The organism is Vibrio vulnificus CMCP6 (genome assembly GCF_000039765.1).
Classification (GTDB): domain Bacteria; phylum Pseudomonadota; class Gammaproteobacteria; order Enterobacterales; family Vibrionaceae; genus Vibrio; species Vibrio vulnificus_B.
This window is the reverse complement of sequence record NC_004459.3, coordinates 1936408-1963062: the sequence shown is the minus strand read 5'-3', so window position 1 is coordinate 1963062 and position 26655 is coordinate 1936408. Positions and strand designations below refer to the sequence as shown.

Annotated in this window: 27 protein-coding genes; 2 read left to right on the top strand and 25 right to left on the bottom strand. The window is 46.9% G+C overall.

Translation table 11 applies throughout. From position 1 onward, the window contains the following. Positions 1-246 precede the first annotated feature (246 nt). Positions 247-1473, top strand: coding sequence for an outer membrane protein transport protein (locus VV1_RS09340; RefSeq protein WP_011079871.1), 1227 nt, complete (start codon positions 247-249; stop codon positions 1471-1473). Positions 1474-1773: 300 nt separating this feature from the next. Further along, positions 1774-3090: an outer membrane protein transport protein gene (locus VV1_RS09335; protein ID WP_011079870.1), complete on the top strand. Its 1317-nt coding sequence runs from the start codon at positions 1774-1776 to the stop codon at positions 3088-3090. Between the two features lie 126 nt (positions 3091-3216). On the opposite strand, the gene VV1_RS09330 is transcribed toward VV1_RS09335, so the two are convergent. The 25 genes from VV1_RS09330 to fliQ form a co-directional block, all read right to left on the bottom strand. Then, the gene (locus tag VV1_RS09330; protein WP_011079869.1) at positions 3217-4005 is read right to left on the bottom strand and encodes an MlaA family lipoprotein; all 789 of its coding nucleotides are present in this window, start codon (positions 4003-4005) and stop codon (positions 3217-3219) included. An 84-nt stretch (positions 4006-4089) separates the two neighbouring features. Continuing rightward, positions 4090-5304 carry a c-type cytochrome biogenesis protein CcmI gene (gene ccmI, locus VV1_RS09325; RefSeq protein WP_011079868.1) on the bottom strand — a complete coding sequence of 405 codons (1215 nt, stop codon included), beginning with the start codon at positions 5302-5304 and terminating at the stop codon, positions 4090-4092. Then, the gene (locus VV1_RS09320; RefSeq protein ID WP_011079867.1) at positions 5304-5786 is read right to left on the bottom strand and encodes a cytochrome c-type biogenesis protein; all 483 of its coding nucleotides are present in this window, start codon (positions 5784-5786) and stop codon (positions 5304-5306) included. The genes ccmI and VV1_RS09320 overlap by 1 nt, the downstream gene beginning before the upstream one ends. Beyond that, positions 5783-6337 (bottom strand): DsbE family thiol:disulfide interchange protein, encoded by a 555-nt coding sequence (locus VV1_RS09315; RefSeq protein ID WP_011079866.1) that lies wholly within the window; start codon positions 6335-6337, stop codon positions 5783-5785. The genes VV1_RS09320 and VV1_RS09315 overlap by 4 nt, the downstream gene beginning before the upstream one ends. Before the next feature lies 1 nt (position 6338). Beyond that, positions 6339-8321, bottom strand: coding sequence for a heme lyase CcmF/NrfE family subunit (locus tag VV1_RS09310; RefSeq protein ID WP_011079865.1), 1983 nt, complete (start codon positions 8319-8321; stop codon positions 6339-6341). Next, positions 8318-8803 (bottom strand): cytochrome c maturation protein CcmE, encoded by a 486-nt coding sequence (gene ccmE, locus VV1_RS09305; RefSeq protein ID WP_011079864.1) that lies wholly within the window; start codon positions 8801-8803, stop codon positions 8318-8320. Before ccmE ends, VV1_RS09310 begins: the two co-directional genes overlap by 4 nt. Beyond that, positions 8800-9006 (bottom strand): heme exporter protein CcmD, encoded by a 207-nt coding sequence (ccmD, locus tag VV1_RS09300; protein ID WP_011079863.1) that lies wholly within the window; start codon positions 9004-9006, stop codon positions 8800-8802. Before ccmD ends, ccmE begins: the two co-directional genes overlap by 4 nt. 12 nt (positions 9007-9018) lie before the next feature. Beyond that, positions 9019-9762, bottom strand: coding sequence for a heme ABC transporter permease (locus VV1_RS09295; protein ID WP_011079862.1), 744 nt, complete (start codon positions 9760-9762; stop codon positions 9019-9021). Positions 9763-9881: 119 nt separating this feature from the next. Beyond that, entirely contained in the window at positions 9882-10550 is a 669-nt protein-coding gene (gene ccmB / locus VV1_RS09290; protein ID WP_013571307.1) for a heme exporter protein CcmB, read from the bottom strand. Between the two features lies 1 nt (position 10551). Next, positions 10552-11169, bottom strand: a complete 618-nt coding sequence (gene ccmA, locus VV1_RS09285; protein WP_011079860.1) for a cytochrome c biogenesis heme-transporting ATPase CcmA — start codon at positions 11167-11169, stop codon at positions 10552-10554. A gap of 292 nt (positions 11170-11461) precedes the next feature. Next, entirely contained in the window at positions 11462-11962 is a 501-nt protein-coding gene (locus VV1_RS09280) for a DUF2802 domain-containing protein (protein WP_011079859.1), read from the bottom strand. Next, a complete protein-coding gene (locus VV1_RS09275; protein WP_011079858.1) occupies positions 11962-12456 on the bottom strand; it encodes a chemotaxis protein CheW in 495 nt (164 codons plus the stop codon). Before VV1_RS09275 ends, VV1_RS09280 begins: the two co-directional genes overlap by 1 nt. Before the next feature lie 32 nt (positions 12457-12488). Beyond that, a complete protein-coding gene (locus VV1_RS09270) occupies positions 12489-13559 on the bottom strand; it encodes a chemotaxis protein CheW (RefSeq protein WP_011079857.1) in 1071 nt (356 codons plus the stop codon). Then, positions 13552-14328 (bottom strand): ParA family protein, encoded by a 777-nt coding sequence (locus tag VV1_RS09265; RefSeq protein WP_011079856.1) that lies wholly within the window; start codon positions 14326-14328, stop codon positions 13552-13554. Before VV1_RS09265 ends, VV1_RS09270 begins: the two co-directional genes overlap by 8 nt. Positions 14329-14336: 8 nt before the next feature. Then, a complete protein-coding gene (locus tag VV1_RS09260) occupies positions 14337-15467 on the bottom strand; it encodes a protein-glutamate methylesterase/protein-glutamine glutaminase (RefSeq protein ID WP_011079855.1) in 1131 nt (376 codons plus the stop codon). Positions 15468-15497: 30 nt separating this feature from the next. Next, a complete protein-coding gene (locus VV1_RS09255; RefSeq protein WP_011079854.1) occupies positions 15498-17723 on the bottom strand; it encodes a chemotaxis protein CheA in 2226 nt (741 codons plus the stop codon). 9 nt (positions 17724-17732) lie between these two features. Beyond that, positions 17733-18473, bottom strand: a complete 741-nt coding sequence (locus VV1_RS09250) for a protein phosphatase CheZ (RefSeq protein WP_011079853.1) — start codon at positions 18471-18473, stop codon at positions 17733-17735. Between the two features lie 121 nt (positions 18474-18594). After that, on the bottom strand, positions 18595-18963 hold the full coding sequence (gene cheY / locus VV1_RS09245) for a chemotaxis response regulator CheY (RefSeq protein WP_017052487.1): 369 nt from the start codon (positions 18961-18963) through the stop codon (positions 18595-18597). 44 nt (positions 18964-19007) lie between these two features. After that, positions 19008-19742, bottom strand: coding sequence for an RNA polymerase sigma factor FliA (locus VV1_RS09240; RefSeq protein WP_011079851.1), 735 nt, complete (start codon positions 19740-19742; stop codon positions 19008-19010). Continuing rightward, complete coding sequence (locus tag VV1_RS09235) at positions 19735-20622, bottom strand: MinD/ParA family protein (RefSeq protein WP_011079850.1); 888 nt, start codon at positions 20620-20622, stop codon at positions 19735-19737. Before VV1_RS09235 ends, VV1_RS09240 begins: the two co-directional genes overlap by 8 nt. Positions 20623-20635: 13 nt before the next feature. After that, on the bottom strand, positions 20636-22129 hold the full coding sequence (gene flhF, locus VV1_RS09230) for a flagellar biosynthesis GTPase FlhF (RefSeq protein WP_011079849.1): 1494 nt from the start codon (positions 22127-22129) through the stop codon (positions 20636-20638). 49 nt (positions 22130-22178) lie between these two features. Continuing rightward, positions 22179-24281, bottom strand: coding sequence for a flagellar biosynthesis protein FlhA (gene flhA / locus VV1_RS09225; protein ID WP_011079848.1), 2103 nt, complete (start codon positions 24279-24281; stop codon positions 22179-22181). A gap of 160 nt (positions 24282-24441) precedes the next feature. Next, positions 24442-25572 (bottom strand): flagellar biosynthesis protein FlhB, encoded by a 1131-nt coding sequence (gene flhB / locus VV1_RS09220; protein WP_011079847.1) that lies wholly within the window; start codon positions 25570-25572, stop codon positions 24442-24444. Between the two features lie 9 nt (positions 25573-25581). Continuing rightward, the gene (gene fliR / locus VV1_RS09215) at positions 25582-26364 is read right to left on the bottom strand and encodes a flagellar biosynthetic protein FliR (protein WP_011079846.1); all 783 of its coding nucleotides are present in this window, start codon (positions 26362-26364) and stop codon (positions 25582-25584) included. Positions 26365-26376: 12 nt separating this feature from the next. Next, on the bottom strand, positions 26377-26646 hold the full coding sequence (gene fliQ / locus VV1_RS09210; RefSeq protein WP_011079845.1) for a flagellar biosynthesis protein FliQ: 270 nt from the start codon (positions 26644-26646) through the stop codon (positions 26377-26379). Positions 26647-26655: the final 9 nt, after the last annotated feature.

Below are 26655 nucleotides of genomic sequence, written 5' to 3'. Positions count from 1 at the left end.
GCGGCTTTTTACATTATTAATCCTCACAGAACCATTCACCAAACTCATATCGGTAGAGTTAAAACTCTATTTTATGCGCTTTAGCCGCCATTTCCTGCCAGATAACCGCCAGTTTTGCAATTTTCACCCATTTTAGGTCAATGGTCGGATTTGTATCTGCTACTCTTACGACTAGGATCAGCCACCACTGAGCAATTGCTCAAAAACAACGCCCATTTAGAGGCGGCAACAAAAAGGAATAATCAAATGACTCAGAACATGCGTCTGTTTAAAAAGTCTCTCCTAGCAGTGACTGTTGCATTGGCTTCAGGCCAAACAATGGCAGCAGGTTTCCAACTTAATGCACAATCTGCAACAGGTATCGGCCGCGCATTCGCCGGTGATGCAGTCATTGCAGATAACGCCGCCGTTATGGCACGTAACCCAGCCGCTATGGCGCTTTTTGATGAAAAAGCCCTATCGCTTGGTTTTGAAAGCATCACTTCAATGATTGAAGTGAAGGATGCAAGGTACCAAGGCTTAACAGCTCCAGCGGGTAAAGAATCGAACTATGATGACGCTGGTGATACTTCTATTGCGCCAAATATTCACTTTATCATGCCAGTAAACGATAAGTTTGCTTGGGGTGTTAATGCTTATTCAAACTTTGGTACTAAAACTGAGTTTGATGACAGTTTCGTTGCGCGTGAATACGGCGGCTTGACGGATGTGAAAAGCGCCAACTTTGGCTTAGCAGGTTCATATCGCCTTAACGAGCAATGGAGCTTCGGTGCTGGTTTAGACATCATCTACGGCCAAGGCACAATGAAACGTGAACATGCTCTAATCGGCACTTTAGTCGACGTAGACAAAGCAGACGGCTGGGCTGTTGGTTTCAATGTGGGTACTGTATTTGAACTAGATGAAAACAACCGTTTTGGTTTCTCTTACCGCTACAGCCCAGAAATGGAAGCGGAAGATGACAAAGGCCAAAAGATCACTCTACCACTACCAGATATGGCGGAGTTTTCGGGTTACCACAAAATTACCGACACCAAGTTTGCGGTTCACTACTCTATCCAATACATTGGCTGGGGCACGTTTGATAAAATTGAGTTCCGTAACTTAAAAGACAATTCACCAGCAATCGGTGCAAGCTACGACAAAGCTTATGAATGGCAAGATGGTTGGCACTACGCTATTGGTGGTACTTACTACCTAAACAAAGACTGGACGCTACGTGCGGGTTATATGTATGACACTAGTGCACAAGATTCACTAACATCAGTTTCAGTGCCTGACTCAGATCGTCAATGGCTATCTACTGGTTTTACTTACCACATTGATACTAAGTCTAACATTGACTTTGGTTTTACCTACCTGATGGGTGACGATGTTAAGGTTAATGAATCTACTGCTGGCGTGTCATCACTAACGGCTACAACTCACGCAGACGCTATCTTGTTCGGCTTACAATATAGCCGTACTTTCTAATAGAAAATTAGAGAAAACCTCTGTGCTAAAGGGCTGGTCTACCAGCCCTTTTTCTTTATTTTCCCTTCTATATCTCACTATTTCAGAGCACAACTGTTTGCTGGATTGGCCATTTCATTACACGCGTGTACGCTCAAATTTCAAAACAAGCCGATAACAAATAGCATATTCAATCATCCAGTATCGTTTTTATAGTTAATTAGTCTGAATACACTGTTTTATTGGCATTTGGTTTTTAAAGCTTTTGCTCTAGATCTACAATTCGTCCCCACATATTCACTTATTCAGCGAACAAACATAATGAAAACCAACAAGACTCTTCTATCAACAGCAGTCGCTTTTGGCCTACTTTCTAGTGCAAATCTTGCAAATGCAGCAGGCTTCCAGCTAGCAGAATACTCGGCAACAGGCCTTGGCCGCGCATACGCTGGTGAAGCAGCGATGGCAGACAACGCAAGCGCACAATGGCGTAACCCAGCGATGCTGACCTACCTAGAGGGTACACAAGTATCTGTTGGCGCGATTTATGTAAACCCAAATATTGATGTTAAAGGCACCACTACGCTTCAACACCCAGCAACCGGACAAACTGTTGCAGTCACTGATTCTGCATCTGATGACTTCGCGCACGACGCAGTTATTCCAAACCTTTACATCTCACATCGTTACAATGACCAACTTGCGATTGGTTTTGCACTAGGCACCAACTACGGTATGGAAACTGACCTAGGCAAAGATTTCGCTGCCTCTCATTTCGGCAATGAAGCCAGCGTAATCAGTAAAGAAGCGAACTTAAACCTAGCTTACCAACTGAATGAACAGTTCAGTATTGGTGGCGGTATTCGCTACATTATTGCTGAAGGTAGCTTTGGCGCTACAGCACCAAAAACGAACATCCTCAACCTACCACAAGGCACCACGTTAAAATACATGGAAGGTGACGATACCACATGGGGTTGGCAAGTAGGTTCTGCGTGGCAGATCAATGAGAATCACCGTGTTGGCTTTACCTACAAATCTGAAGTTGAACTGAAATTAGAAGGTCATGCAGAAGGTGTTGGGTTTGGGTTTGGTACGACTATCCCTAAATCACGCGATAATGGTTACATGTACCTTACTTTGCCAGCAACAGCAGAGCTAGCAAGTTTCCACCAGTTGACAGAAAAAATCGCTATGCATGCAAGTTTCAACTGGACAGACTGGAGCTCTTTCGAGAAATTGGAAGCCCATATGGAAACAGCTGGGACTCAGATGGTGAAAGTAGAAAACTGGGAAGACAACTACCGCTTTGCCGTTGGTGCGACATACCAATTACAGCCTAAGTTAGCACTAAGAACCGGTATTGCTTATGACACCTCAGCCGTGAGCGACAAAAACCGTACCATCACCATCCCAGAAACGGATCGTACTTGGCTGAGTGTTGGTGCAACTTACGATTGGACTCAGAACTTCACACTAGACGCAGGCTTTACCTACATCATTGCGAAAGATGCGCCAATTAAGGAATCACGTGGTTACGAATCGGATGACAAAGCACAAGCTATTGGCGGTCAGTTTGTCGGTGAAACCACGGGTAACGTGTGGCTAATTGGTGTTCAAGCGAACTACCGCTTCTAATCTCGTTCATACGCAGATCAAAAAGGGCTTAGTGTTGACTAAGCCCTTTTTCATTTTCGCTATCTGCGGATTTTTTAATCGCTCATTGGGTTTGAGAGGACTATGAACATCACCTGTAGTCGACGACTAATACTCGTCTAAATACTCATCAAGCAGCGCTTCTTCCTCATCATCCACTTCCTCTTTTTTGATCTCCGCTTTGAATGCTTGGCGCTGGAGATACACTTCACGAGTTAACGCGTAAGGATCCGGAGAGGCTTCTAACTGCCCTTCTTGATTCACGAGTAAGGCGCGTTTTTCCATTCCTTCTAGCGCCCATTTACCCAGCCCGGCCCAAAAATTGAGGTACACCAGAGGAACATACATACCATCAACGGTATCAGTCACTTCCCTTACGGTGTAAGGACCATAGCCAGGGATCATCAAATAGGGACCATTACCAACGCCATAATGGCCGACGGCGTCGCTAAACGCTTTTTCATCATGCTTGGTGATGCCCGCTGCAGAGGCAATGTCGATCAAACCGAGCAAGCCAAAAGTCGAGTTAATCCAGAAACGGTTGAAGTGGTCCACCGCTCGCTGCCCATTTCCCATAATGATGTTATTCACCATGCTGGAAGGCTCATCGAGGTTAGAGAGGAAATTGGCGACGCCGACTCTTACTGGCCCAGGCGTGTACTCAACGTAAGCCAAAGAGACAGGACGTACGATATAAGGGTCAAGATAATCGTAGTTGATGGTCCACATTGAGCGGTTAAACGACTCAAACGGATCGCCTTCATAGTGGTGTTGTGCCGATGCCTCATCGTTCTGCTCTTGTTGCTCGTCTGGCACACTTGAACATCCAGCCAAGCCGAACAAGAGTAGTAATAGTGTCGCGAGAGACTTCCCCTTGTAATGCATTTTTATTTCCATTTCGTTGGCAACTATTTTGCCGATAGATAAAAATCAAGGCCAGTATTCACTGACCTTGATGATTCTACTTGATAGCCAACAAGATTAATATTGATTATTAATACTGACTGTCACTGGTGTTCCTAACGCAACGGGTTCGCTTTCGCCATACCAGTCACCGTCACGAGTGGCCACGTTACCATCACTATCGATACGGGCACGAACCATCAGCTCACTTAAGCTAGAAAGCTTTTGTCCTTGCATCATGCTATTGCCATCATCCAATACCACGGTGCGAGGGAATGTCCCCAGTGGGTAACGAGCCGCAGCAACAGGCATTGGTGAGCCATCCGCATTATGTATAGAGACGATCAGCACTGAGTTTGGATCCGCCTGCACTTGCGGGCTAAGCTCGATGGTAACGGCAACGCTCTTGCCTGTGGCGACATTCTCGCCCATACGCTGCTTGGCACTTTCAATACTGCGCGCCAACATTTCGTATCGGCTGTCTTCTGGACCAATCATTTGTTGCATGATGCTCCAGTACTTAATGGCTGCAGCAAAGTCTTGGCGTTCAAATGCATCAAATGCCAGCAAAGAGAATACGCGTAAGTCAACATAGTCTTCGCGAACCAACTGGCTCAAAATCGAACGTGCCGTATTTTGGTCCATTTCGTCTTGTGACAACATCAGTGCCTGTGCGTAACCCAGTTTGATGTCAGCATCTTCTGGTTGCAGATCAAACGCTTTTTGCATCGCATCAATCGCGGTGTTGACGTCGCGATTCGCCAGAGCAATGCGGCCTAGTAACAACCACCCTGTCGCATCATCAGGCTGATAATGCAGACGAGTACGCAATGCTAAAGTCAGATCTTCCATTTCATCGTCGCTTAACGGTTCAGCGCTGGAAGACATCAATTTTTTCGAAAGCTCAGGCAAGTTCGCATTCACTTCTTGCCATTTCACCACATCTTGATAGGCACCAAACTTGATGTATAGACCATAGCTTAGCGCGACAGTCAAAATCACCGACGGGATCAAGACGGCCATCGGCGAAATTTTGCTTTCTGCTTGTTTCTTTTCTCCCGGTACATCATCGAGCAGCGATTGTTTCAGGTCAGCAATCAAATCTTGCTGATCTTCAACCAACCCTTCTGATGTTTCTTCCTCAAGTTCTGAGAGGCGATCTTTATAGAAAGCTTTATTCAGCTCGTCGCGTAATATGTCGTCATTATTGGCTTTTTGCTTTAACAACGGCATTGCAATCAATGCGCACGCCACCAAAGTAAGCGCGACAGTGGATAACCAAAAAAGAGTCATTATTGTTTGTCTCCGTTGTTCTCTTCGTCTAATAACGCTTTAAGACGAGCTTCTTTTTCAGCATCCCATGCCTCATCCTCGGCTTGGTTGGCTGTTTTGCGTTTACGGCTTCTCAAAACAATCAAAGTAAAACCAATGACAATAACCCCAATGGGTCCTAGCCACAAAATGGATGTTGCTGGCGTCAGTGGTGGGTTGTAAGTCACGAAGTTTCCGTAGCGAGCAATCATGTAATCAACGATTTCTTGCTTAGACTTGCCTTCTTTGGTCATCTCATACACTTTCTGGCGCAAATCTTGAGCTAGCTCGGCATTGGAGTCGGAAATTGTGTTGTTCTGACACTTCGGACAACGCAAGGTATGCCCTAACTCTTTGAACTGTTGTTCCTGCTGAAGGTTATCAAACTCATACACCTCAATCGCTGCGTGTGCCGCAAGCGAGAAGGTAATTGCAGCAAAAAGGGCTAAAAGAAGCTTTTTCATTGTTTCGCCTCCTCGACCAATTTGTTGTAAAGCGGTTCCAGCGTTTCAGCCCAGTTACGCGGGTTTACATCCCCAACATGACGGTAACGGATCACGCCGTTGGCATCGATAATGAAGGTCTCCGGCGCACCGTAAACACCAAGATCGAGACCAAGCATGCCATTACCATCGAACAAACTAATGAGGTATGGATTGCCTAAGTCATTCAACCACCCCACCGCTTTGGTGCGATCATCTTTGTAGTTCATACCGATTATCTTGACGCCTTTGCCAGCAAGTTCGTTGAGGTATTGGTGTTCGGCGTAACACGTTGGACACCAAGTCGCCCAGACATTAAGCAGCAGCGGTTCACCTTTGAAAACCGACTGATCGTAGAGCTTTCCTGGTTCAGCCAGATCTTCCAGCTTAAAAGTTGGCACAGGCTTGCCCACCAAAACCGATTCCAGCTTGGTTGGATCATCACCTTGTTGGTTTTTAACCAACTGAGTGGCAAAAACCACAGCCAGTGCCATAAAGGCAAACAACGGTATAAACAGAATTTTCTTGTTCATCTTATGCCTCTTGCTCATTTAGCTTGGTTTTCGTCTCGGCTTTGTTGCTTTTACGGAAACGGTAACGCCTGTCTGACATGGCCAACAAGCCACCAAACGACATAATCAGAGAACCTGCCCAGATCCAACGTACAAACGGTTTGTAGTAAATACGAACAGCCCAAGAACGGTTATCTTCCAAGCGTTCACCCATAGCAATATAGAGATCTCGCGTGATGCCACGGTCAATTGCTGCCTCGGTCATCATTGATTTTGCAGTGCGATAAAAACGTTTTTCTGCATGCAATGTATTGACGTACTGACCGTTATGAGTGATTTCAAAGTCTGCGATATAGCCGTCGTAGTTCGGACCATCTTTGTCACGAAGACCTGAGAAATAGAAATCGTAACCCTGAATTTGGAAATGCTCACCAGGCGCCAAACGCACGTCGCGTTCAATACTGTAGTTTTGCACCATCGCAATACCAATCACCGTCACTGCGAGACCAACATGGCCCAACATCATTGCCCAGTGACTACGTTGTAGCTTACGAACACCAGTCAAGAATGGATGACGATGCGTTGCACGTTCATAAAGCTCGAAGCCGTGCATTGCGATGATCCAGATAGCCATCACCCAGCCAATGTATGCCATCACATCGAAGAAATCCGCGAACAGATAGACGCATAGGTAGCCTAATGCAAATGCCAGCACACCAGAAATGGCCATTGGTTTAATCAGGTGTGAAAGTTGGTCACGCTTCCAACGAATCAGAGGGCCAATGCCCAATAAGAACGCAAAAGGCATCATCAGCCATGCAAATAGCATGTCGAAGAAAGGTGCGCCGATAGAAACCGAGCCTAAACCAATTTGCTTGTGCACTAATGGTAAAAGCGTACCCACCAACACAACCACTAAGGCGGCAATCAATAGTACGTTGTTTGCCAGTAGCGCATTCTCTCGAGAAACCAAGTCAAAATTACCACGCACGCGCACCGCTGCACCTTTAACAGCAAACAGCAGCAACGAACCACCAATCACAAAGACGAGGAAACCAAGAATAAACATACCGCGAGAAGGATCGGATGCAAACGCGTGCACCGAAACCAAGATGCCTGAACGGACTAAGAAAGTACCCAACAAGCTTAATGAGAACGCAGAGATCGCCAGTAGCACTGTCCAGGCTTTAAACGTACCGCGTTTTTCAGTAACCGCAAGTGAATGCATTAGCGCCGTACCCGCAAGCCAAGGCATGAAAGAGGCGTTTTCTACTGGATCCCAGAACCACCAACCACCCCAGCCAAGCTCGTAGTATGCCCACCAAGATCCAAGTGCAATACCTAATGTCAGGAAAACCCATGCAGCGGTTGTCCACGGGCGAGACCAACGAGCCCACGCAGTATCAAGACGACCTGTCATCAGCGAGGCAATCGCAAAAGAGAATGCCACAGAGAAGCCAACGTAACCCATGTAGAGCATAGGTGGGTGAACAATCAAACCCGGGTCTTGCAACAGTGGGTTTAGATCACGACCATCGACTGGGAAGAATGGCAACGTACGCAAGAATGGGTTTGAAGTAACGATAATAAACAGCAGGAAACCAACTGAAATCATCCCCATCACTGCAAGTACTCGCGCCACAGATTCTTGTGGCATGCCGCGACTGAATGTGGCCACCGCAACCGTCCATGCGGCTTGGATAAGTACCCATAGCAACAATGAACCTTCATGCGCACCCCACACCGCGGTAAGGCGATAATACCAAGGTAACTGGCTATTTGAGTTGCTTGCGACGTATTGCAACGTGAAGTCATTGGCATAGAAGCCGTAACTCAGCACGATGAAAGAGATAAACAGCATGATGAACATTGCCCAAGAGAGCGGACGTGCACTGTTCATTAACATGGTGTTGTTGTTTGAGGCTCCCCACAGGGGCAGTAAGCTCAATAATACCGCCATCGCCAGTGAGACGATGAGGGCAAAGTGACCGATTTCAGCAATCATTGGCCGCTTCCTTGTTTTTGTTCTTCAGAGTATTGAAGCGGTGCATGCGTTTTTTTCATCGCCTCTGCGATTTCTGGTGGCATGTACTCTTCATCATGTTTTGCTAAAACTTCAAACGCTTCAACCGTCGTGGCGTCTTTTAAGACACCTTGAGCCACGATACCTTGTCCTTCACGGAACAAGTCTGGCAGGATACCTTCGTACTCGATGGTCACTTTAGGGCCCACATCCGCAAGATCAAAGCGTACTTTGAGAGATTCTGGATCACGTCTCACAGACCCCATCACCACCATTCCACCAATACGTAGGCGCTGACCAACTTCTGGCTTAGTGCCATCATCTTTGCCATTCACCAATTCGGTTGGGGTATAGAAAAGGTCCATGTTTTGGTTCAAGGCGTAGATCATCAAACCGATAGTGGCACTGACACCGATTAAAATCGCTAAAATAATCCCCAGTCTCTTTTGACGTCTTGGATTCATAGGGTGTTCTCCATATTCTTCGCGGCATCGATACGTGCCTGACGATCTATCTTCGCTTTTACTTCTTTAAGAAGCGCATCGCTACGACGTAAGCTGCTGATCAATAGAATCAGCATGGCCAAAAAGGTAATACCAAAAGCGCCCCACACGTAAGAAGCGTACCCACCCATAGCAAAAAATTCGCTCAGAGATTCAAAATGCATGATCTAAAACCCTCACTGAGTCTTGCCAAGCGCCAACTGGCGCACCCAAGGACGATGACTTTCTTTACTGATGATTTCATTACGGAAACGAACCATCGTCACCGCGGCAAAGAAAAACGCAAAGCCCAAAATATTTGTTAGCAGCGGCCATAACATGGTCGAAGCAATGGAAGGCTTAGCAAATTTGGTAATGGTGGCACCTTGGTGCAAGGTATTCCACCACTCTACGGAGAAGTGAATAATTGGCAGGTTAATCACACCAACAATGGCCAGGATGCCCGCTGCTTTTGCCGCTGTTTTCTGGTCATCAAATGCGTGATAAAGCGCAATCACACCCAAGTAAAGAAATAGAAGAATTAATTCTGAAGTCAGGCGAGCATCCCATACCCACCAAGTGCCCCACATCGGCTTACCCCATACGGCACCTGTTACCAACGCAATAAAGGTATAAACAGCACCGATTGGCGCCATCGCCAACGCTGCCATTTCAGAAAGACGGACTTGCCAAACTAGGCCGATAAATGCGGCAATGGCCATCGACATGTACACACCCATCGACCAAATCGCAGATGGGACGTGGATATAGATGATTCTAAAACTGTCACCTTGTTGATAGTCGGAGGGTGCGAATGCAAGTCCCCACACTGTACCTACCGTCAAAAAGATCAGGGCTAAAACGGAAAACCAAGGTAACAACTTACCACTAAGCTGGTAGGCTGTTTCTGGCTTTGCATAAGGATGGAGCCATTTCCACATGTTTAGTTCTCACTCTTACTTCACTCAGGCACAAACTTAGCGTGTTACACTAGCAGTGCTTTAATAATAATTCTTTGATCCGATCTTGTATTAACCTCAGTTAATCATTCTCGGTATAGTTAGTTAACGCTGACTCTCAGGGCGGCGCTAATGGCAAACGGTGTCAGTGTCATACCGCCGACCAACATTGCTCCCAATATGGCTAACTGGCCGTTATACGTCATACCCAATGCTGCAGCATCAATCGCTGACGTCGCAAAAATCAAAATTGGGATATACAAAGGCAAGATTAACAGGCTGAGTAATACACCGCCTTTTTGTAATCCAACCGTTAACGCCACACCAATTGCACCGATAAAACTCAGCGTTGGCGTTCCGACAAGAAGCGTCAGTACCACCGAAAGCCACGTATTAAAATCCAAAGAGAGCAAAATCGCCAACAACGGACTGATCAGTATCAATGGCAGTCCCGTTAATAACCAATGAGCTATGACCTTTGAAATCACCACAAGTTGCAATGGGATCGGCATCAACATCATTTGTTCAAGCGCACCATCTTGAAAATCATCGCGAAACAGACGCTCTAAAGATAATAGAGCAGATAGCAATGCCGCTACCCAAACAATGCCTGCTGCAATACGTGCTAACAAATTTGGCTCAGGACCAATACTGAGGGGGAACAACGTAATGACAATGATAAAGAACCACAGTGGGTTCAAAATGTCAGCTTGGCGACGAAAGGCAATAAGCAGCTCACGGCGAATAATGGTTGTCATTGCAGCAATCATCTCAATCACCCAATTTAATTTTTCTTAGTTTCGGGCTATCTGTAAACATATCTTGGTGTGTCGTCAAGATTACGATGCCCCCATTATCGACATGGTTGGAAAACAGTGACTCAAGTACTTTGACACCCTGTTTGTCGATGGCGGTTAACGGCTCATCAAGAATCCAAAGAATCTGATGACTTAACCAAAGACGAGCCAACGCCACGCGTCTCTGCTGCCCAGCAGACAATTGTGCAACGGGCACATCTTCTCGACCTGCCAATCCAACTTGAGTCAGGGCATGAAAAATCCGTTCTGAAGAGGAATCTGAATTATGAATCGATTGATAAAAGCGTAAATTTTCAAACGCGGTGAGCTCTCTTTTTACCCCGGTTTGATGACCTAAAAAAAGCAAGTCTTGATGGAACTGGTCGCGGCTTTTTTCGATCGCCTCCCCTTTCCATTTGATGGCGCCTTCATCTCTATCGCCAAGCCCAGTCACGATTCGAAGTAGCGTTGTTTTACCCGTACCGTTTCGACCTTCAATCTGCACCAACTCACCGGGTTTGATTTCAAACTGAAGATTTTCAAAAAGGACGCGTTCATCGCGAATAGCAGTTAAATTGGATACTTCTAGCATAAGGATTCATAGCGACACAAATTAGAGGGGTATATTAACACACCTAATAAGTGACAAGACAGGATAACAAAGCCTCTATGTTTGTCAGTTGGTGAGAATTTGTTAACCTGTTATCACATTTATTTAAATTTACCTCTATAGAGTGATAAGTCTCTCAATTTTATTGAGTTCCTTGAACTTTCCACCTCTATTCCTTCAGATGCATGAATCATGGAGAAATGGCCGTTTTTGGCCAAATACAAAAAAAAAGAAGCCGAAGCTTCTTTTTGTCTCTCTAACTGTTTAAATCACACTATCGGCGACGCGTCGGTGCTTTTTTTGCTGCCGTTTCGTCTAAGTCCGACAATTGGCTGCTTAGCGGTGGAATTTTCTCTTTACCTGCAATTTTCTTTTGCAGAGAAAGCATCAACTCGGCTTCTGCTTTTGGCAGTTCGCACTCTTTAATCAGTTCGTTGACGTCTGCGCCAAGTTGAACCATTTTGCTGGCTCGAGTATACAAACGCCCGTCGGTATCCGCTTGCTCAAGCTCAACCACGCGCTCTGTTAAGTGTTGAATGATCTCTTGTTGCTCACTGACGCGTTGGCCTAAACCGATAACAACCGATCTCACTTCTAATAGCTGCTTGTTCGCTTTTTGTAACTCTTTCTCGCTGCTACGCAGCTTCTGCCCTTGGCTATCCAAACGCGCTTGCAACGTCGCTTTTATCCGTAGCTGAAGCACAACCAACAACAGTAAGACGAAAAGTCCAACACCGACAAGCAACGCTGGACTATTAGAAAACATCTCAACCATTATAGATGAGCCATTTCATCCCATTCTTCGTCGGTCAGTAGCTTGTTAAGGTCAACTAGAATCAATAGTTTGCCGTCACGGTTGCTTACACCTTGGATGAATTTCGCGCTTTCGTCTGTGCCCACAGAAGGCGTCGAGTCAATTTCAGATGAACGTAGGTAAACCACTTCCGCAACACTATCGACTAAGATACCAATCACTTGATGCTCAGATTCAATCACGATGATACGGGTGTTGTCTGTCACTTCACCTTCCATCAAACCAAAACGAGAACGTGTATCGATAACCGTTACGACGTTACCACGTAGGTTGATGATGCCTAAAACGTAATCTGGCGCGCCCGGAACAGGTGCAATTTCTGTATAACGAAGCACTTCACGAACTTGCATTACGTTAATGCCGTAAGTTTCTTCTTCCAGCTGGAACGTCACCCACTGAAGTACTTCATCATTTGTGTGATCTTTTTTAACTTCTACTTCGTTAGAATGAGACATGGCTAATCCTCGTTAATGTCGTTCCCGACTTCTCAAAATTCTGAATTTAATGATTTTACATCCAGCCCGGCATTTAGCATGGAAATTAATGCGTCTACATGAATTAAAGCACACATTTTCTCTTTCACCATGCCAGCAAGCCAAGGACGCTTACCCGATTGCTCGCGCCAACGCACTTTTTCTGGATAAAGAAGCTCAGTGCCCAGCAACTTATTGCTGGCTAAACCCCACATGCTATTACCTAGCATGACAATATATTGATAGTTCGATTTGTATTCTTCATCAGCCAGTTTGTCTGGCATGACCCAACGTGCCGTATCAACCACATCCAGTTGCTGATCCCGATTGGTTTGCAAGCCTAGGTACCAACCCGGCCTGCCGATTAAGTGGTTCAACTGTGTCAGTTGATGGATGCCACCCAACTCATCCAACGGAACAGCAAAGGTGACGCTGTTGACGTCAAAATAGAGCACTTGGAAAGCGATATCTCGTTGAGTCGACGTCCAATCTTTCTGTTCACTAGCAGACGTTTGCGTTTCTAACTCAACCTGAACGTCTTCGGCGATTTGCTCTACTTCAGCCTCAATGGTTTCAACTTCAGGTTCGATCTCGACAGGCGCAATTTCTGGCTCCTCGACATCGACTTGCCAATCCTGAATCTCTTCAACCACCTCGGTTTCTACTGTCCAATCTTGGATTTCCTCTTCCAAGATGGCGACAGGTTCTTCTTCGATGACAGCGACGTCTTCGGCAACCTGACTGGTTTCTTGCTGAAGCTCAGCGATGGACGCGGTGTTCTGCGCCAAAATTTCGTCGATACCCAATTCGTCAACGACATTGGTTGACTCAAGTTGACTGAGTAAGCGTTCAACATCTTCCAGATTCGGTGCTTCAAATTCTTTTAGCTCTGTTTCGGCATAGCTATAAGACTCTGGCTCTGAATACTTGATTTGCAGTTCTGGTTCGTAAGATGCCCCTGACCAATCGGCAGTCTGCTCATCCTCTTCAACAATAAGCTCCAGCTCTTGCTCTTCGTCTAAGAGTGCGCTGAAGTAATCATCTAACGCTTTTTCACTGGATAACACCGCTTCTTTGCTACTCATCAATCGCTAACCTCTCTAAGTAAATCAGCAATTGTTTGTAGGCAAATACCCCGCGGCTTCCTTCTGCAAAATGCGAAGCGGGTAAACGTTTTAAGCTCGCGTCTCTGAACTTGGTGTCAATGGGCACCGCCGATGTCCAAACTTGATTTGGGTAATCTTTCTTAAGCTGCGTTAATGTTTGTAACGACGCCTTGGTGCGTTTGTCGTACATCGTTGGCACAATGGTGACTTTAAAGGGATCTCGACGCGATTTTTGCATAATCGCGAGCGTACGAATCATTCGCTCTAAGCCTTTCATGGCTAAGAATTCCGTTTGAACTGGAATTAAGATTCGGTCACTGGCCGCCAGAGCATTGACCATCATGACGCCAAGAATTGGCGGACAATCAATCAGCACATAGTCATAATCTTTGGACAACGCGATTAACGCACGCTTTAAGATTAAGCCCATTCCACTGCGGTTGCCCATCACTCGGTCTAAGGTCGCCAAAGACATGTGTGCGGGTATGATATCGATCCCTTCCACATCTGTTTTCAACAACAACGGTTTAACCGCTTCACGCGTAAACTCTTTAAGTTGAAAAAGATCAAATAGGCTGCTGGTGACCGCATCGGGGTCGAAGCCTAGATAGGTCGTTAGTGATGCGTGTGGATCGGTGTCAACCAAAAGAACACGATGGCCTTTTTTGCTCAGTAGCCCAGCTAGAGTGACTGTGGTGGTGGTTTTACCAACACCACCTTTTTGATTTGCAACACTCCAAACTATCATATCTGTCCTTATGCTAGTCCCACTTCAACTAGCATACGTTCGGCGATACGTTCCAAAGGCAGGTCTTCAGTTGACAATCCTGCTTTGGCCACAGCCTGTGGCATGCCATAAACAACACAGCTATCTTCATCCTGAGCCCAGATAGTCGCCCCTGCCGATTTCAGCATGCGCGCACCTTCACGGCCATCCGCACCCATCCCGGTCAACACCATAGAGAGAACTTTGTCGGCGTAAATTTTCGCTGCAGATCCAAAAGTGACGTCCACGCAAGGCTTGTAGTTCATGCGTTCACCACCATCAATAATGCGCAATCTTGCAGCTCCAGGGCGGCCATCAATCATCATCTGCTTGCCACCTGGCGCCAAATAAGCGACGCCCGCTTGTAGCACGTCGCCATCTTCCGCTTCTTTCACTTGAATCTTACACAGTGAGTTTAGGCGGCTAGCAAAAGCGGCTGTAAATGTCGCAGGCATGTGCTGGATAAGTACAATGGGATGAGGGTAATTTGCTGGTAGCTTGGTCAGAATTTTCTGCAATGCGACAGGCCCACCAGTTGAGGTACCAATCGCAGTCAGCTGGTATTTTTTTCCTGAAGCTCTGAACTTAGCCGCCACAGGCGCACGAGAAACGGGGGCTTGTGCAGGCGCCTCACGGCGTAACCCTGTCGTTGGGCGATTTAACGTACTTTGTGGTCTTTCTTGAACTGGCGTAGAAGAGGCCACAGGACGACGCATAAATGCACGCTTTGAAGCAATCTGAATGACGCGCTGTTGCAGTAGCGAAACGGCTTCATCTCGGTTACGAGCAATATCTTCAAATTTCTTCGGTAAGAAATCCAAAGCTCCGGCATCCAGTGCATCTAGCGTTGCTTTTGCACCATCATGAGTAAGCGAAGAAAACATCAAAATAGGCGTCGGTACCGACGCCATGATTTCACGAACAGCTGAAATGCCGTCCATGACAGGCATTTCAATGTCCATAGTGATGACGTCCGGCTTGAGGCGTTTGGCTTTTTCAACCGCCTCTTTACCATTTACCGCCACATCAATCACTTCTAGGCGCGATTCTGCATTGATGATCTCGCTCACCCGACGTCGGAAAAAACTGGAGTCATCAACTACTAATACTTTTATCGCCATTTGAATCCTTATTGTAATACTAAGCCCTGATTACAGACGCGATGCCGCTGCGTACTGCTTAAGTAAATCAGGAACATCCAGAATCAGAGCAATATGCCCATCACTGGTGATCGTTGCACCCGCCATACCCGGTGTACCTTGCAGTAAGTTGTCTAATGGCTTGATAACCACTTCTTCTTGACCAATCAAGGTATCCACAACAAAACCGACGCGTTGACTGCCGATTTGTACGATAACGACGTGACCATGTCCTTTGCGCAGTTGCGCTTTACCAGACTTCGGTGCGAGCCAGTTTTGTAGATAGAACAGCGGAATCGCTTTTTCACGTACGATGATGGTTAACTGACCATCAACAACGTTGGTACGGCTAAGATCTAAATGGAAGATTTCATTTACAGAAGCCAATGGCAACGCAAACGGATGGCCAGCCACACCAACCATAAGTGTTGGTAGAATCGCCAAGGTCAACGGAACTTTGATGGTAATCTTGGTTCCTTTGCCCAACTCTGAATCGATATCAATCGAGCCATTTAGGGTATTGATCGCGGTTTTCACCACGTCCATACCTACACCACGTCCAGAAATGTCTGATATTTTCTCTTTACTGGAGAATCCGGGGGCAAAGATCAAGTTGAAACATTCTTTGTCAGATAAACGTCCAGCAGCATCTTCATCCATCATGCCGCGTTTCACTGCGATGCCACGAAGTTTATCTGGGTCCATACCGCCGCCATCATCGATGATCGCGAGTTCGATATGGTCACCCTCTTGAGATGCAGAGAGTATCACTTTACCCGTGCGAGACTTACCTGCTTTTGCACGGTCATCAGGCATCTCAATACCATGGTCAACCGAGTTACGCACCAAGTGGATCAAAGGATCCGCAAGCGCCTCAACCAGGTTTTTATCGAGATCCGTTTCTTCACCGCGCATTTCCAGCACGATGTCTTTTTGTAGGTTACGCGCCAAGTCACGAACAACGCGAGGGAAGCGGCCAAATACTTTCTTAATGGGCTGCATGCGCGTTTTCATTACTGCGCCTTGCAGGTCCGCGGTCACCACATCTAGGTTAGCTACCGCTTTCGCCATCTCTTCATCGTTACTATTCAGACCGAGACTCAAAAGACGATTTCGAACCAGTACAAGCTCACCAACCATGTTCATGATGGTGTCCAGCGTCGATGTATCAACACGTACCGTCGCTTCTGCCTGTGGTTTCTTCGCTGCTTGTTGAGTCGCGGGGGCTTTCGCTTCTTGCACCGCCGGCGCTTTCACTTCTGCGCGAGCTGGTGCAGGCGCCGCCGCTGGCTTCGGCGCAACTGGTGCTGCTGGTTTAGCTGGCTCTGGCGCAGGAGCGACATTTGCTGATGCAGGCTTGGTTGCGAAATCCAACTCCTCAAGGGTAGGACCTTTACCTGAACCATGCAGCTCATCTAATAGCTTTTCGAACTCTTCGTCGGTCATCAAGTCGCTATCACCAGCACTTGGTGCTTTTGCCGCTGGTTTAGCTGGCTCTGGTGGTGGCGTTGCTTGGAAGTCAGACGCCGATGGGCTTTTGCCCGCACCGTGTAATTCGTCTAACAGTTTTTCAAATTCGTCGTCCGTGATGTCACCGCTATCTACCGATGCGCTCACTGGTGGTGGCGTCGGTGCTGCTGGCGCTGCTGCTTGTGCGCTCGGTGCGGCCCCTTTGCCATGCAGCTCATCAAGCAGTTTTTCAAACTCATCTTGAGTGATTTCATCCACTGAAGAAATCGCGGAGCTGGCTGGCGCAGGCGCTTCGACTACAGGTTCTGGAATAATTTCAGGTTCAGGCTCTGCTACAACGACTTCTTCTGCAACTGGTGCAGCCACTTCATCTTCCGATTCAGGGCGACACAAACGATGCAGCTCGTCGAGCAACTCAGGATCCGCTGCTTCGAGAGGCTCTCGATCTTGAACCGCTTTAAACTGATGGTTTACTGTGTCTAAGGAACGCAGCATTGTATCCATTAGGCTTGGAGAAACGGAACGTTGACCATTACGCAATACGTCGAACACGTTTTCCGCACCATGGCAAGTTTCAACCAGCTCGGTGAGCGACAAAAATCCAGCGCCACCTTTAACGGTATGGAATCCACGGAAAATAGCATTGAGAAGATCCCTGTCTTCTGGATTATTTTCCAATTCTACTAACTGCTCAGAAAGCAGTTCCAGAATTTCCCCGGCTTCTATTAGAAAGTCCTGAAGGATATCTTCGTCTAAATCGTAGCTCATACGTTACCTTTAAAATCCAAGACTGGATAACAAATCATCGACTTCATCCTGCGATGCAACTGCGTCTTCACGCAACTCGGGGTGCAAAATCGGACCCTCTGGCTCGCTGCCACTTTTTTCTTTTTCGGCAAGATTCTGTGTTTCTTGAGTTTTGTCCTTCGGCGGTTTATTTCCAGCAAACACCGTTAGGATATCGACCAATCGCCCTTCCACTTCGTTTACGAGTGTGATGACGCGACGGATAATCTGCCCAGTTAAGTCTTGGAAATCTTGTGCCATCAAAATTTCTGTTAACTGGCCGCGTAATTCTGTGCTATCGCCTTCGACTTGAACTAAAAGATCTTCGATACGATGGCAAAGGGCCTTGAATTCACTCAATTCGATGCGACCGTGCATCAGTTCATTCCACTGAGGACGGACTTGTAGCAAGCATTCGTGAAGATTATCGGCTATTGGGAGACAGAGCTCGACAGCATCCATGGTCTTGTTTGCTGCGAGTTCGGTTTTTTCGATGACATATTGAAGGCGATCCCTTGCATCTGGGATTTCATCGTTTGTAATTTCTGTCATCCGTTGATCTAAGCTGAAATTCTTCAGGGAAGTGTGCAGATCTCGAGTAAGCGAACCAATCTCTTGCAGCATTGGATTGCCTTTTTCCTCATAGATTGACGCAACCAGCTCATCGGCGGCTGCCTGCTCTCCCTGTTCCAGTAATTCAACTAGAGACTTTGCTTGCTCTAATGAGATCATTCTGAATAGACCCTTTTCGTTTATGCTTCGGAAGCATGCTGCGTTTATGAGCTGCCAATATAATGGTTGGCATTGCATGAATGCTTATAGCAGCTCTGACGAAGTAATCTTCAAACGAGGTTTATAAACGTTCAAAAATTTTATCTAGTTTTTCTTTCAGGGTTGCTGCGGTGAATGGCTTAACAATGTAACCATTAACGCCTGCTTGAGCCGCTTCGATGATCTGCTCACGCTTCGCTTCTGCGGTGATCATCAGCACTGGTAGATGCTTCAGTTCAGCGTCTGCACGAATGTTTTTCAGCAGATCGATACCCTGCATGCCAGGCATATTCCAATCCGTAACGACGAAATCGAAATCACCTTTTTTCAGCATAGGTAACGCTGTCAGACCATCATCAGCTTCTTGAGTGTTATTGAAACCCAAATCACGAAGCAGGTTCTTTACAATACGGCGCATTGTTGAGAAATCGTCAACAATAAGGATCTTCATGTTTTTATTCAAAATTGCCTCCACTGAATGTCAAAATCAGTGTTTTAATCATTTTGTGTCCAAGCACTAAGCTTAGTGCGCAAACGTTGCATTGACTGGCTCAATATCTGACTGACGCGAGACTCGCTAACACTCAGAATTTCCCCAATTTCTTTTAAGTTTAGCTCTTCATCATAATAGAGCGAAAGTACCAAAGCTTCACGTTCTGGTAATTGTTTTATTGATTCAACCAGCGCTTTTCTGAAATATTCATCAGCAACGCCCTTAAACGGGGTATTGTTTTCTGAATCTTCCACCGAGGTGATCACATCATCCGACACACCAAGATCTTCAATACCAATCAAGCGAGAACAATTGATATCTGTCAAAGCACCGTGATACTGCTCTAAAGACAATCCCATGTGCTTTGCTACTTCGGCATCAGTAGGATCTCGGTTTAGCAATCCCTCGAGTTCGGCTATCGCTTGGCTAATCTCTCGATTGCTTTTGTGTACCGAACGAGGCACCCAATCACCACGCCTGATATCATCAAGCATAGCACCACGGATACGAATGCCAGCATAAGTTTCAAAACTTGCGCCTTTTGAGGCGTCATAATTTTGTTGAGCTTCTATCAGGCCAATCATACCCGCTTGGATCAGATCCTCGACCTGAACACTAGGAGGCAATCGCCCTAACAAATGGTGAGCAATGCGTTTGACCAGCACAGAATACCTTTCTATGAACAGTTTTTGACTGTTCACATTTGCATGCTGGTCATAAGTGAGCGCTTTATTCACCAAAAGGTTCCTCTATAAATGCATTACGCGTCAGCAATCGTTCGACAAAGAATTCCAAATGACCACTTGGGCTCTTTGGAATTGGCCAGGTCAGCGCTTTATTTGCTAACGAACTGATGGCCAAGGCGGCTGGTGAACGCGGGAAAGCGTCCACAACAATTTTTTGTTTTTTAACCGCTTGTCGAACTTTATCATCTAACGGAATACATGCTACGAGTTCGAGGCTCACATTCAAGAATCGCTCTGTGACCAACGTCAATTTTGCAAACAATTCTCGACCTTCTCGGTAGCTTCTGACCATATTTGCAACAATCTTGAAGCGTTGAACCTGATGCTCTTTACTCAATAGCTTAATTAAAGCATATGCATCGGTAATTGAGGTAGGTTCATCACACACTACGACAATCACATCCTGAGCTGCACGTGAAAAACTGATTACCATATCAGAAATGCCGGCTGCTGTATCTATCAGCAACACATCCATATCGTCTTCTAGGCTACCAAAAGCACGAATCAGACCCACATGTTGTGCATGTGAAAGCTCTGTCATACTCTGTGTTCCAGAAGTGGCTGGTATTATTTTAATACCATATGGTCCTTCAACAATAGCATCTTTTAGCTCACATTCACCTGCTAATACATGTCCTAAGTTACGTTTTGAACGAATTCCGAGCATAACGTCGACATTAGCCAGACCTAGGTCAGCATCCAGTACCATTACTTTCTTACCTTGGCGAGCCATCGCAATGGCCAAACCTAGGGTCACATTTGATTTACCCACGCCACCTTTACCGCCAGTAACTGCAATCACTTTGGTCAATGATGGTTGTGTTAAGCGACGGAGGCCGCTAGCTTGATCGTGTATCATATTCTCAGTCATAGTAGTCCGCCGCCTAGAATCCTTCGTTGTCACTGTTCCAGTAGTGAGGTTCATTCTCTGTCGACTTCTCAAGCAGTTCATTCGCTTTCGCGATCAAATATTTTGGTTGTGCTATCACGATATCTTCGGGAACTCGCTGCCCATTGGCGATATACGCCACAGGTAACGCGTTTTGAATCACAACACTGACAAATTCGCCCAAACTGAGTGACTCATCCAGTTTGGTCAGGATACAACCTGAAAGTGGAATTCTTCGAAAATGATCAATGGTCTCTTGCAGCACTCGTCTTTGAGCTGTAGCGGGAAGTACCAGATAGCTGTGTATTACTTCCCCACTCTCTTGCATGAGCGTATCGAGCTGCTCTGATAAACGTACATCGCGCTGCCCCATACCTGCTGTATCAACTAAAATCAGTTTTCTGTTTCTAAGCTGATAGATTACATCGGCTAACTCACTAGAATCTTTAGCAACTTTTACAGGACATCCCATTATTCTGCCGTAGATCGAAAGCTGTTCGTGAGCGCCAATACGGTAGGTGTCTGTGGTGACAAGCGCGACATTGTTCGCGCCATACTCCATAGCCGCTCTTGCTGCCAATTTTGCGATGGTGGTGGTTTTGCCAACACCCGTTGGCCCTAACAACGCCACAACCCCACCACGCTTTAAAATATCTTGCTTGGTGACATTAATTTGGTCTGAGACCAAAGCGAGCAAAGCCTTCCATGCACGGGCAGGCTTGGTATCTTCTGGAATGTAACACGCCATCTGATCCGCCAATTCAGGCGACACACCCATACGCTCGAGACGTTTGATAAGCATGGCGCGCAGCGGTTCTCTTCTTTCCACTTCCTGCCACAATAAACCCGATACCTGATGCTCAAGCAAACGACGAATCGATGTCATCTCTTCGCGCATGTTCTCTAGCTCGTTAGAACCTTCTTCCTGCTCAGTTTGAGGCTTACGGCGGTCGTAACGCGTTGGGTCAAGACGAGGCTCAGGGCGTGGAATACGACGGTCTTCCGCAATCAGCTTTGCCAAAGGCGAGTTTTCGCGAATACGGACATTGCCATTTTGCTCTTCACGATGCTTATTTTGTCTTTCCAGCAATGAGTTCAGAGAGTCGGCCGATTCATCTCGGTAGCTGCTCTCTTCGCTTGTATTGCTGTACTGCTTAAGCATGTTGGCAAAGCGTTTGGTCATGGATCCGCCATTGGTCTTCTCGCTCTGCAAACTGACGCGATCGTCTTGAAGATCGCGAGTCGCTTTACGTGCGGGAGGCGCAGTGTATTGCCCTGCTGTCGACGGGGTTGCTGTCGCTTGTCGGCGACTTAAATTAGGCATGCTGCCAAAAGTGGAGGATTGATTGTCACCATCAATCGCAGCGACGATTTCAACGCCACCAGCCACTTTTTTATTCGACATGATGACAGCATCAACGCCAAGTTCTTCTTTTACTTGGAGTAATGCAGTTCGCATGTCTTTGGCAAAAAATCGTTTTATTTTCAAACCATTCGTCCATTAAACAGGGCTTAACCATCAGTTATTAATTAATAGATCAGTTACCCACAGCCTGTACAATTCGAATTTGTTTTTCGTCAGGAATTTCCTGATACGAAAGCACTCTGAGGTTAGGAATCGTGTTCTTAACAAATTTCGCCAGAGTGGACCGCAGCACGCCGGAGGTGAGTAAGACTGCTGGTTCGCCTTTGAGCTCTTGCTCCTGAGTCGCCATCATCAACGATGATTGCAATCTTTCAGCCAAACCGGGTTCGATGCCCGCAGACTCACCACCTGACGCTTGCATGGTCTGATGCAATATTTGTTCCAGCTCTGGAATCAGGGTAATAACTGGCAACTCAGGCTCTATTCCATTGATTTCCTGAACGATTAGTCTCTTCAATGAAATACGTACCGCCGCCGTCAGGATGTCGGGTTCTTGACTCTTTGAGGAATATTCAGCCAAGGTTTGTACAATCGTACGAATGTCACGAATTGGAATCGCTTCATTAAGTAGGTTTTGCAACACTTTCACCACAGAGCCCAACGAGAGCTGATCAGGGACAAAATTCTCGACCAGTTTCGGTGCACTTCGGCCCAACATTTCCAGTAAGTTCTGTACTTCTTCATGGCCTAAGAGCTGAGAGGCATTGTTGGTTAGAAGCTGGCTCATGTGCGTAGCCAGTACGGTAGAAGAGTCCACCACGGTGTAGCCCAGTGCTTGAGCGTGTTCTCTTTGGTCTGGTCGAATCCAAACCGCTTCCAGTCCAAAGGCTGGGTCGATAGTCGGTTCACCATCGATCATGCCATACACTTGACCTGGGTTAATGGCCAGTTCTTGATCAGGGCGAATTTCAGCTTCACCCACTGCCACGCCCATCAAGGTGATTCGATAACTGTTCGGAGTGAGTTCTAAGTTGTCACGAATGTGCACTGGCGGGATCAGAAAGCCAAAATCTTGCGAGAGCTTCTTACGAACCCCTTTCACGCGTTCAAGCAGTTCGCCACCTTGGTCTCTATCTACCAATGGGATCAAGCGATAACCCACTTCCAAGCCAATGATGTCGACCGGCTGTACGTCATCCCATGAGAGTTCACGTACCGAGGGAGCATTGCTGCTGTCTGCCACCACGGGTACTTTCGGTTCTTTGGCCTTTTGCTTCTGCTTCTTATCAATAAAGTAAGCGCCCGCTCCGGCGATCGCCGCTAGCGTCAGGAAAGCAAAATGAGGCATACCGGGTACAATCCCCATGATGCCTAGAATCGCCGCGGTGATCGTCAGTGCTTTTGGATTATCAAACATTTGGAAGAGCATCTGCTCGCCCATGTCTTCATCGGTATTCTGACGAGTCACCATCATCGCCGCTGCGATAGAAAGCAACAGCGATGGGATCTGCGCCACCAGACCATCACCAATGGTCAGCAATGTATAGATTTTGATGGCGTCGGAGAAACCGAGATCATACTGCGCCATACCAATGCTCAAACCACCAATGATGTTGATGAACAAGATCAAAATACCGGCGATGGCGTCACCTTTAACGAACTTCGATGCACCATCCATCGAGCCGTAGAAATCGGCTTCTTTGGTCACTTCAAAACGGCGTAAGCGCGCTTGTTCTTGGTCTATCAAACCCGCGTTCAAATCGGCATCGATCGCCATCTGCTTACCAGGCAAAGCGTCCAAGGTGAAGCGAGCACTTACCTCGGAAATACGGCCCGCACCCTTGGTGACAACCATAAAGTTAATGATCATTAAGATCAGGAACACCACAAGACCAACGGCGTAGTTACCGCCGATCACCACGTTACCGAACGCTTCGATAACGTTACCCGCTGCGTCTCCCCCTTCGTGACCCTTCAGGAGAACCACACGCGTTGAGGCAACGTTCAAGGCCAATCTCAGCAAGGTCGCAATCAGTAGAACGGTGGGAAAGGCAGCGAAGTCGAGTGGTCTTCGGGTATAAACCGTGACCAATAGCACCACCATGGCTAAGGCGATGTTAAAGGTAAAGAACATATCCAGTAGAAACGGAGGAATTGGCAATACCACCATGGCCAAGGTGGCCAACACCATAATCGGTGCGCCAATGGCTGGTACTGAACGTTGGGGGATTTTAGGCAACTTATCTGCAAACGGCAGAGTAAATTTCTTAGCCATTACTTCGTCTCAATGGATAGCTTTAAGTTATTGATATGGAAGACAACGACTGTCGTCATCTGTATTTATCATCCGAATTAGGTGCTAGCTAGCAATCTCTATACCAGCTCATGCGCCAAAATAATGACAAGAGACTTAAGAACAAAAGAATCGCCGACTATCAATGTCTGAGATCGGGTGGAATCGGCAGATCATAGTCTTGCAGTTTCGGCCGATGGCCGCCCCGTTTCCGGTACTGTTTCAACTGGAACACGTAAGCCAGTATTTGTGCAACCGCGGTAAATAGACCATCAGGGATCTGCTGTTCAAGCTCGGTTGAATAATAGAGCGCACGCGCCAATGGTGGCGCTGGCACAATAGAAATGTCGTGCTCGCGCGCCACTTCACGTATTTTCATCGCCATGTGATCCGTCCCTTTCGCCACTACCACTGGCGCTCTGTCGCTGTTCTGCTTATAACGCAGTGCAACAGAAAAGTGCTCCGGGTTGGTCACAATCACATCCGCAGTTGGAACGTCCGCCATCATACGTCGCTGAGCAGCTTCGCGTTGCAACATACGGATACGGCCTTTGACCTCAGGCTTACCTTCGGTGTCTTTGTATTCATCTTTCACTTCTTGCTTGGTCATTTTCAGTTGGTCAGCGTGTTGCCAAATCTGAAAAGGAATGTCGATCGCCACCACAATCAACAACGAGCAACTGATCAGCAAAACGAAGTTCAACAAAATGTCCAAAGCGTGGAAAATATTCTGCGGATAGACATCCAAACTGAGTTGGATTAAGTCTTCCTGTGAAGCTTGAATTAGGTAGATCGCTACGCCCGTTACCAACGCGACTTTCAAAATTGATTTGATGAGCTCAACCCAACTTTGCAAGCCAAACATACGCTTGATACCGCTCAGTGGGTTCATTTTCGATAATTTTGGCGTCGCCGCTTCCACTGAAAAACTGATGCCACCAACGCCGGCGGAACCAATTGCAGCAGCGACAAAGAGCGCAAACAAAATAAGCAGCAGAGGAAGGAGCAAAGCGCTTAATGCGCCACTGGCAATATCAAACAGCTTACTGGGGTCAAAAATTTCTTCACGAGAGAGGCTAAACAAACGTCCCATCGCTTTGAACAACGCCCTTGCGAGGCTTTCACCGAACCACATCAGGGAAACGGCACCAATCACCAATACAGACACAGAAGCCAGCTCTTTTGAGCGTGCAACTTGGCCTTTTTCCCGCGCTTGTTGTAACCGTCGGGGCGTGGCTTCTTCGGTACGTTCTTGACCGTCTGACTCTGCCAAACCAGCCTCCTAGCAATTCAAGCGAATAAATCGGCAAACCTGCTGTTCGCCTTGCAACCAGTACAGCTCATAATGGCTGTATAAGCCAGCCAAGATGTACCAACAAATCAGTAACCCCACCAACAAGGCGAAAGCAAAACCGAGAGAGAAAATGTTCAGCTGCGGTGCGGCTCGGGTCATCACCCCGAAGGAGAGGTTGATGGTCAGCAGCGCAATGATACCCGAGAGTGACATACTCAGCGCCGTTTTGAACATGATGCCCAGCCACAACGCCAGTTCACGAAAATCAACCGCATTCAATGAACCACTGCCTATGGGCAAGGTTTTGAAGCTAAACAGCACCAATTGCAGCATTTTCAAGTGACCATCGGTGGCGAGGAAAAACATGGTCGACAGGAACATAAACAACTGACCAAGCAACGGCGTGTTTTGACCATTGGCCGGGTCCACCATGGATGCGAAACCCAAACTCGATTGCATACCCAAAATCTGACCCAGCAGGACAAAGGTTTGGATGATAAATTGCGTCACCATCCCCATTGCTACACCAATAACAATTTGCTCAAAGGTGGTCAAAAAGCCTTGAAATGAGAGCAGTTGGAGCTCTTCTGGCACCGCCGGAATCGCTGGCATTAAGGCCAAGGTGATGGCAAGGCTAAGGTAGAGACGAATTCGAGGAGAAACAAAACGCGCACCCGTCACCGTCATCACCATCAGCATGGATGAGATACGAGTGAAAGGCCAAAAATAGTTGGCTATCCAGTCCAGAATAATGGTGGTTGGATATTCCATCGCTCCTCCCGCCTAGTACAGAACTTGCGGAAAACGTTCCACTAGCGCGAAAAAGTACTCCATCAACATCTGTGTCATCCAATGGCCAAAGAGCATTAGCGCTAATAAAGTCACAATCAGACGTGGCAAAAAGCTCAGGGTTTGTTCGTTGATCGAGGTCGCCGCCTGAAAAATTGCCACAATCAAACCCACCAACAAACTGGGAATAATGATGGCACACACCATGATGAGAACCATCCACAGTGCTTCACGAAACAGCTCAACAAAAACTTCAGGTGTCATTGCGTCTCC

Bases quoted from the DNA above. Each gene is read 5' to 3' on its own strand.
- VV1_RS09315 (WP_011079866.1), bottom strand. From the start codon at position 6,337: ATGAACAAGAAAATTCTGTTTATACCGTTGTTTGCCTTTATGGCACTG.
- ccmE (WP_011079864.1), bottom strand. From the start codon at position 8,803: ATGAATCCAAGACGTCAAAAGAGACTGGGGATTATTTTAGCGATTTTA.
- VV1_RS09310 (WP_011079865.1), bottom strand. From the start codon at position 8,321: ATGATTGCTGAAATCGGTCACTTTGCCCTCATCGTCTCACTGGCGATG.
- VV1_RS09340 (WP_011079871.1), top strand. From the start codon at position 247: ATGACTCAGAACATGCGTCTGTTTAAAAAGTCTCTCCTAGCAGTGACT.
- ccmB (WP_013571307.1), bottom strand. From the start codon at position 10,550: ATGATTGCTGCAATGACAACCATTATTCGCCGTGAGCTGCTTATTGCC.
- VV1_RS09295 (WP_011079862.1), bottom strand. From the start codon at position 9,762: ATGTGGAAATGGCTCCATCCTTATGCAAAGCCAGAAACAGCCTACCAG.
- VV1_RS09335 (WP_011079870.1), top strand. From the start codon at position 1,774: ATGAAAACCAACAAGACTCTTCTATCAACAGCAGTCGCTTTTGGCCTA.
- VV1_RS09270 (WP_011079857.1), bottom strand. From the start codon at position 13,559: ATGAGTAGCAAAGAAGCGGTGTTATCCAGTGAAAAAGCGTTAGATGAT.
- VV1_RS09330 (WP_011079869.1), bottom strand. From the start codon at position 4,005: ATGGAAATAAAAATGCATTACAAGGGGAAGTCTCTCGCGACACTATTA.
- VV1_RS09255 (WP_011079854.1), bottom strand. From the start codon at position 17,723: ATGAGCTACGATTTAGACGAAGATATCCTTCAGGACTTTCTAATAGAA.
- fliQ (WP_011079845.1), bottom strand. From the start codon at position 26,646: ATGACACCTGAAGTTTTTGTTGAGCTGTTTCGTGAAGCACTGTGGATG.
- VV1_RS09260 (WP_011079855.1), bottom strand. From the start codon at position 15,467: ATGGCGATAAAAGTATTAGTAGTTGATGACTCCAGTTTTTTCCGACGT.
- VV1_RS09275 (WP_011079858.1), bottom strand. From the start codon at position 12,456: ATGTCTCATTCTAACGAAGTAGAAGTTAAAAAAGATCACACAAATGAT.
- ccmI (WP_011079868.1), bottom strand. From the start codon at position 5,304: ATGACTCTTTTTTGGTTATCCACTGTCGCGCTTACTTTGGTGGCGTGC.
- VV1_RS09235 (WP_011079850.1), bottom strand. From the start codon at position 20,622: ATGACTGAGAATATGATACACGATCAAGCTAGCGGCCTCCGTCGCTTA.
- VV1_RS09280 (WP_011079859.1), bottom strand. From the start codon at position 11,962: ATGGTTGAGATGTTTTCTAATAGTCCAGCGTTGCTTGTCGGTGTTGGA.
- VV1_RS09265 (WP_011079856.1), bottom strand. From the start codon at position 14,328: ATGATAGTTTGGAGTGTTGCAAATCAAAAAGGTGGTGTTGGTAAAACC.
- ccmA (WP_011079860.1), bottom strand. From the start codon at position 11,169: ATGCTAGAAGTATCCAATTTAACTGCTATTCGCGATGAACGCGTCCTT.
- ccmD (WP_011079863.1), bottom strand. From the start codon at position 9,006: ATGCATTTTGAATCTCTGAGCGAATTTTTTGCTATGGGTGGGTACGCT.
- VV1_RS09250 (WP_011079853.1), bottom strand. From the start codon at position 18,473: ATGATCTCATTAGAGCAAGCAAAGTCTCTAGTTGAATTACTGGAACAG.
- fliR (WP_011079846.1), bottom strand. From the start codon at position 26,364: ATGGAATATCCAACCACCATTATTCTGGACTGGATAGCCAACTATTTT.
- cheY (WP_017052487.1), bottom strand. From the start codon at position 18,963: ATGAAGATCCTTATTGTTGACGATTTCTCAACAATGCGCCGTATTGTA.
- flhA (WP_011079848.1), bottom strand. From the start codon at position 24,281: ATGGCTAAGAAATTTACTCTGCCGTTTGCAGATAAGTTGCCTAAAATC.
- VV1_RS09320 (WP_011079867.1), bottom strand. From the start codon at position 5,786: ATGAAAAAGCTTCTTTTAGCCCTTTTTGCTGCAATTACCTTCTCGCTT.